The sequence below is a fragment of the Granulicella sp. L60 genome, from assembly GCF_009765825.1.
In the GTDB taxonomy this organism is placed as follows: domain Bacteria; phylum Acidobacteriota; class Terriglobia; order Terriglobales; family Acidobacteriaceae; genus Edaphobacter.
In genome coordinates this window covers 1,672,291-1,678,290 of sequence record NZ_LMUR01000018.1, presented here as the reverse complement: position 1 = coordinate 1,678,290, position 6,000 = coordinate 1,672,291, and the positions used below count along the sequence as shown (strand labels likewise).

The following is a 6,000-nucleotide window of genomic DNA, read 5'->3' as shown; positions in this document are numbered from 1 at the left end:
TCCTGTATCTTTTGCTCCGGTGTCTGCGCATTCGCCATACGCAGATTATATAAACCCGAGTGTCCTGCCGGACGGGCCGCCTGCTCGGCAGGACATATCTTCCAAACTCACTTCCCGCATCTCACCCTCATGCCCTTCCGACTACGCCGCTATCCGACCCAGGCGCCCTCCGCTCAGGACGCCCAAAAGAATCTAGAACGCCCCAGCGCCCAGGACATCTACGAGCAGGTCGCCAACAACGCCCGCCAGGAGCTCGGCCGCTCCAGCGTCTCCCTCGCCATCTCCGGCCTCGCCGGCGGCATCTTCATGGGCCTCTCCGCGCTCGGCAACGCCATCGCCATCGCCCTCCTCACCACCCCCGGCTCCTCGCCCACCCGCACCGTCCTCTTCGTCGCAAAGATGTTCTACCCGCTCGGCTTCATCGTCGTCATCCTCGGCCGCTCCCAGCTCTTCACCGAAAACACCCTCTACCCCGTCGCCCTCGTCCTCGCCGAGAAGAAGCACTTCTGGAAGACCCTCCGCCTCTGGGCCACCGTCCTTCCCGCCAACGTCCTCGGAGCCCTCGCCTTCGCCGCACTCGCCTCTCTCACCGGCGCTCTCGGCACTGATATCGTTCACTCCCTCGCCCAGCTCGGCCTCGACGCCATCCACAACCCACCCGCCACCATCTTCTGGAGCGGCGTCATGGGCGGCTGGATCATCGCCACTGTCGCCTGGCTCGTCTCCGGCTCCCACTCCATCACCGGCTCCGTCATGATCATCTGGATGCTCACCTTCGTCGTCGGTCTCGGCAGCTTCGCCCACTGCATCGCCACCAGCGGCGAGATCCTCACCGCCATCCTCATCGGCAAAGCCGCATGGTCCACCTATCCCGCCTGGCTCCTCCCCGCCGTCGCCGGCAACATCTGCGGCGGCGTCGGCATGGTCACCCTGCTCGAGTACGGCCAGGTCATCTACGGCGGCGACGCCGAAGCCGAAGCCATCGCCCCCCTGCTCAAAGAAGAATCCAAACCCGACGAGCCCGTCCAGTCCTAGCGCCTACTTATCCGCGTTCTGCATCCGCGAAAGAATCTTATCCACGTTGGTCTTATCCACCAGCGCCACCCCCGTATCGATGAACGCCGGAAACGGCGCAAACGGATCCAACCCATAGTCCTGCGCCAGCGGCTTCACCGGATAATGATGGATCTCATCCAGCGCCTTCAGCCCCATCAGAGCCATCGTGTAAGGCTTCTGCGAGATCGTCGAATCGATCGTTCCATCCTTGATCAGATTCAGCGTACCTTCATCCGCGTCCATCGCCATCAACACGCGATCCTGCGCATGCACCCGCTTCACCGCCTCCGCCACATCTCGTCCCGACGCAGACTCCAGGCAGATCAGCGCATCGACCCTCTGCGCTCCCGTTCGTGCAAGATACTCCCCCGCCTTATCCATCGCATTCCCTGAATCACCCTTGATGTCGAACACATCCACAATCTTGATCCCAGGATATCCCTCGAACACATCCTTATATCCCTTCAACCGCTCATCCAGATTCGGCTCTCCCGGATTCGAAAAAAACACCACATTCCCCTTCCCATTCAACATCGCCGCCACACGATGTCCTCCCAGCCTTCCCGCCTCCAGGTTGTTCGTCCCGATAAAGTACAGCCGATGGCTCTCCGGCGCATCCGAGTCCACCGTAATCACCGGAATCCCCGCCGCCAAAGCCGCATCAATCTCCGGCGTCATCATCTGCGAGTTCGCAACCGACACCAGAATCCCCGCCGGCTTTCTCGCCACCATCGCGCGAAACTCCTCCACCTCTGCCTGCGGGTCGAACCCGTTCGGCCCTCTCACCTCCGCCGTCACCCCATACTCCGCCGCAGCCTTCGCAAAGCCCGCAGCCGCCGTCTGCCAATACGGAACCTTCACATTGGTCGCAATCAGGTAATACTGCTCGCTCTTGCTATGCCGGGTGCATCCCGTCAGCAGGGCAAATCCGCCTGCCAGAAGCGCATAAACCACTCGCTTGGTAAAAGTATTCATAGTCGTCCTCCAGCCAGACTTTTCTGTCCGAAGTCACGCAATCCCCGCCACATCGGGCAGCAATGCAGGCCGTCTTTCCCGCGGGGCACAGATATTACTCCAATCCCCATAGGTATGAACACCGCAACTCAACTAAACTGAAACAGCATGGTCCTTCCCTTCGTCCGCGAGCTCCTCGCAGACCTGGAGCACTCTGAAGCCTTTGAGCGTGTACGCCGCCACCTGAGCGGAGGCACGGGCCGCAGACGTGTCTCTGGACTCACCTTCACCGCCCGCGCCCTCTACCTGCCCTTCTTCGTCCGCGCCGCCGCAGCTCCCTGCGTCATCATCGTCGCCGACAACAAGGCCGCCGAAGCCCTCCACGCGGCCATCCTCGGCGCCTGCGACCTCACCGGCGCCCTCCCCGCAGAGTCTGTCCTGCGCCTTCCCGCCCACGACGTCCTCCCCTTCGAAAACCTCTCCCCCCACCCCGAGATCCAGGAGACCCGAGCCTCCACACTCTGGAAGATCGCCACCGGCCAGGCCCGCCTCGTCATCGCTCCAGTCGAGTCCGCCTGCATGCGTCTCTTCCCCCGCGACTACTACCGCGCCCTCGCCCTGCACCTCAAAGTCGGCGAAGAGTACATGCCCGACATGCTCGTCGAGCACCTCCTCTCCGTCGGCTACACCAAAGTAGACGTCGTCGAGATGCCCGGCCAGGTCACCCTCCGCGGCGGCATCCTCGACGTCTACTCCCCCGAGATGGACCGTCCCGTCCGCATCGACTTCTTCGGCGACGAGATCGAATCCATCCGCACCTTCGACCCCGACACCCAGCGCAGCAGCTCCTCGCTCGACAACGCCCTCCTCCTCCCCCTCACCGAAACTCCCGTCACCGAAAAACTCCTCACCGCCATCAACGCCCGCCTCACCCGCTCTGGCACCGCAGGCGCTGCAATCGAAGGCGGCGAAGAGCCCACCGAACTCCTCACCCACGTCAGCTCCCGCACCGGCGAAGCCACCGTCTTCCCCGGCTGGGAGTTCTTCGCTCCCGTCGCCGGAGCCAACCTCACCCTCCTCGACCTCCTCAGCACCAGCAGCCCCACCGCTCCGCGCGTCTTCATCGAAGAGCCTGCCATGGTCAAAAATCAGGGCGAACGCTGGTGGAACAAGATCGAGCAGCGTCACGAGCGCTCCGGCATCGGCAACCTCGTCCGCCCCGAGGACGTCTACCTCTCACCCTGGGACCTGGATGACCGCCTTCACAAGTTCTCCGGCATCGAGCTCGACCAACTCGGCGCAGTCGATGTCCTCGATGCCGACCGCAGCGATCTCTCCGAAGTCGACTTCGCCACCCGCCCCACCATGCGCTTCCACGGCTCCATCCCGGCGCTCATCGACAACCTCAACTCCCTCATGAAGCAGGAAGCCCGCATCCTCCTCACCGCGCCCAACCAGGGCGAAGTCGAGCGCCTCGCCGGACTCCTGCAGGAATATCAACTCCCCTACCGCCTCGGCTCCCGCAACGAAGCTCCCGGCAGCTCCACCGTCTACACCGAATCCAGCTACCTCGCCGGCGGCACCCTCGACCTCCGCACCCCCGTCATCGTCAAGACCCCCATCGCCGCCGGCGTTCAAATCCTCGACCTTGATAAGACCACCGCCGGCCAACTCGTCATCTTCGGCGCACAGGACCTCACCGACGACGCCGACGTCACCACCCGCCCCGTCCGTCGCGGCAAATCCAAAGCCGCCGCCTTCATCTCCGACTTCCGCGACCTCGCCGTCGGAGACTACGTCGTCCACGTCGAACACGGCATCTCCCGCTACTGCGGCCTCCGTGTCATAGAAGAGAACGACCAGCCCCCACTCGAGCTCATGATCCTCGAGTTCGCCGACGAAGCCAAACTCTACGTCCCCCTCACCCGCCTCGACCTCATCCAGAAGTACCGCTCCAGCGAGACCGGCCCCGCCCCCGAGCTCAACAAACTCGGCACCCAAGGCTGGCAGAAGACCAAAGCCCGCGTAAAAAAAGCGATGGCCGACATGACCGCAGAGCTGCTCAAGCTCTACGCCCAGCGTCAGGCCGCCGTCGGCACACCCTTCTCGCCCGACACCAACATGCAGCACGAGTTCGAAGACGCCTTCGACTTCAACGAGACCGACGACCAGCTCTCCGCCATCGCCGACATCAAGTCCGACATGGAGTCCACCCGCCCCATGGACCGCCTTCTCTGCGGCGACGTCGGCTACGGCAAGACCGAAGTCGCCATGCGCGCCGCCTTCAAGGCCGTGCAGGACGGAAAGCAAGTCGCCGTCCTTACGCCGACAACGGTCCTCAGCTTCCAGCACTACGAGTCCTTCAAACGCCGCTTCGCCAACTTCCCCGTCAACATCGAGATGATCTCCCGCTTCCGCACCCCCAAGGAACAAAAAATCATCCTCGAAAAAGTCGAAGCCGGAAAGATCGACATCCTCATCGGCACCCACCGCGTCCTCTCCAAAGACTTGAAGTTCCAGGACCTCGGCCTCCTCGTCGTCGATGAAGAACAGCGCTTCGGCGTCCGCCACAAAGAGCGTCTCAAGCAGATGCGCGCCGCCATCGACGTCCTCTCCATGTCCGCCACGCCCATCCCCCGCACCCTGCATATGTCACTGATTGGGTTACGTGATATGTCGGTCATCGAGACGCCCCCCAAAGACCGCATGGCCATCCAGACCATCGTCGCCAAATTCGACGAGAAGCTCATCCGCACCGCCGTCGAGATGGAACTCGAGCGCGGAGGCCAGGTCTACTTCGTCCACAACCGCGTCGAGACCATCTACGACCTCGCATCCAAAATCCGCGAACTCGTCCCACAGGCCCGCATCGTCATCGGCCACGGCCAACTCCCCGAAGCCGAGCTCGAGCGCGTCATGCTCGCCTTCATGAACCACGAGTACGACGTCCTCGTCGCCACCTCCATCATCGAAAACGGCCTCGACATCCCCCTCGCCAACACCATCATCATCAACCGCGCCGACCGCCACGGCCTCAGCGAGCTTTATCAACTCCGCGGCCGCGTAGGCCGCTCCAACCGCCGCGCCTACTCCTACTTATTAATCCCACCCGACACCGAACTCACCGAGATCGCCCGCCGCCGTTTAGCCGCATTAAAAGAATTCTCCGACCTCGGAGCAGGTTTCAAGATCGCAGCCCTCGACCTCGAACTCCGCGGCGCAGGCAACATGCTCGGCGGCGAACAGTCCGGCCACATCGAAGCCATCGGCTTCGAGATGTACACCTCCATGCTCGAAGAGGCCGTTCGCAAGATGAAGGGCGAAGAAGACAAACCCGCCCACGCCAACACCGTCATCAACCTCGGCATCTCCGTCCGCATCGACTCCGACTACATCCCCGAAGAAAACCAGCGCCTCCGCATGTACAAGCGCATCGCCGGAGCCCAGACCCAGCCCGACCTCGCCGACGTCCGCGCCGAACTGCAGGACCGCTACGGCACCCCACCCGAAACCGTATTAAATCTCTTAGCCGCAGGCGAGATCCGCCTCCACTGCGAGCAACTCGGCATCTCCCAACTCGACCGCAAGCGTACCCAGGTCGAACTCCCCAACCCCAGCGGCAACAAGAAGCAGCCCATCAAAGCCTTTGTCGAGATGCTCCACATCAAATTCGCCGCCGTCAACGCCGACCCCGCCCACTTCGCCAGCGCCTCCAGCAAAACCGTGGACCCCGCCGCCCTCATGCGCCTCGTCAGCCGCAACTCCAAACGCGGAGCCCAGTTCACCCCGCAAGGCACCCTCCGCTGGCCCCTCCCCTCCGCCAAAGCCGAGGACGTTCTCTCCGAGACCCGTGCCCTGCTCGACTCCCTCGACTCCGCGCTCCCAAATTGAAGTCTCCCGCCTAGGCACCAAAAAATTCCCGAGCAAACCACACCTATGTCTCTGCGTTGTCACATTTCCACCACTTTTTTGTAAAAACCCTCGACGCAC

At 62.8% G+C, this 6,000-nt stretch carries 3 protein-coding genes; 2 read left to right on the top strand and 1 reads right to left on the bottom strand.

All coding sequences use genetic code 11. The features are described from left to right. Positions 1-1,035, top strand: a 1,035-nt coding sequence (locus tag GSQ82_RS17235) for a formate/nitrite transporter family protein (protein WP_371417224.1), incomplete at its 5' end; no start/stop codon positions are given. A 3-nt stretch (positions 1,036-1,038) separates the two neighbouring features. On the opposite strand, the gene GSQ82_RS17230 is transcribed toward GSQ82_RS17235, so the two are convergent. Continuing rightward, positions 1,039-2,031 carry a substrate-binding domain-containing protein gene (locus tag GSQ82_RS17230; protein ID WP_158793407.1) on the bottom strand — a complete coding sequence of 331 codons (993 nt, stop codon included), beginning with the start codon at positions 2,029-2,031 and terminating at the stop codon, positions 1,039-1,041. A 147-nt stretch (positions 2,032-2,178) separates the two neighbouring features. On the opposite strand from GSQ82_RS17230, the gene mfd reads away from it, so the two are divergent. After that, positions 2,179-5,901 carry a transcription-repair coupling factor gene (mfd, locus tag GSQ82_RS17225; RefSeq protein WP_158793406.1) on the top strand — a complete coding sequence of 1,241 codons (3,723 nt, stop codon included), beginning with the start codon at positions 2,179-2,181 and terminating at the stop codon, positions 5,899-5,901. Positions 5,902-6,000 lie beyond the last annotated feature (99 nt).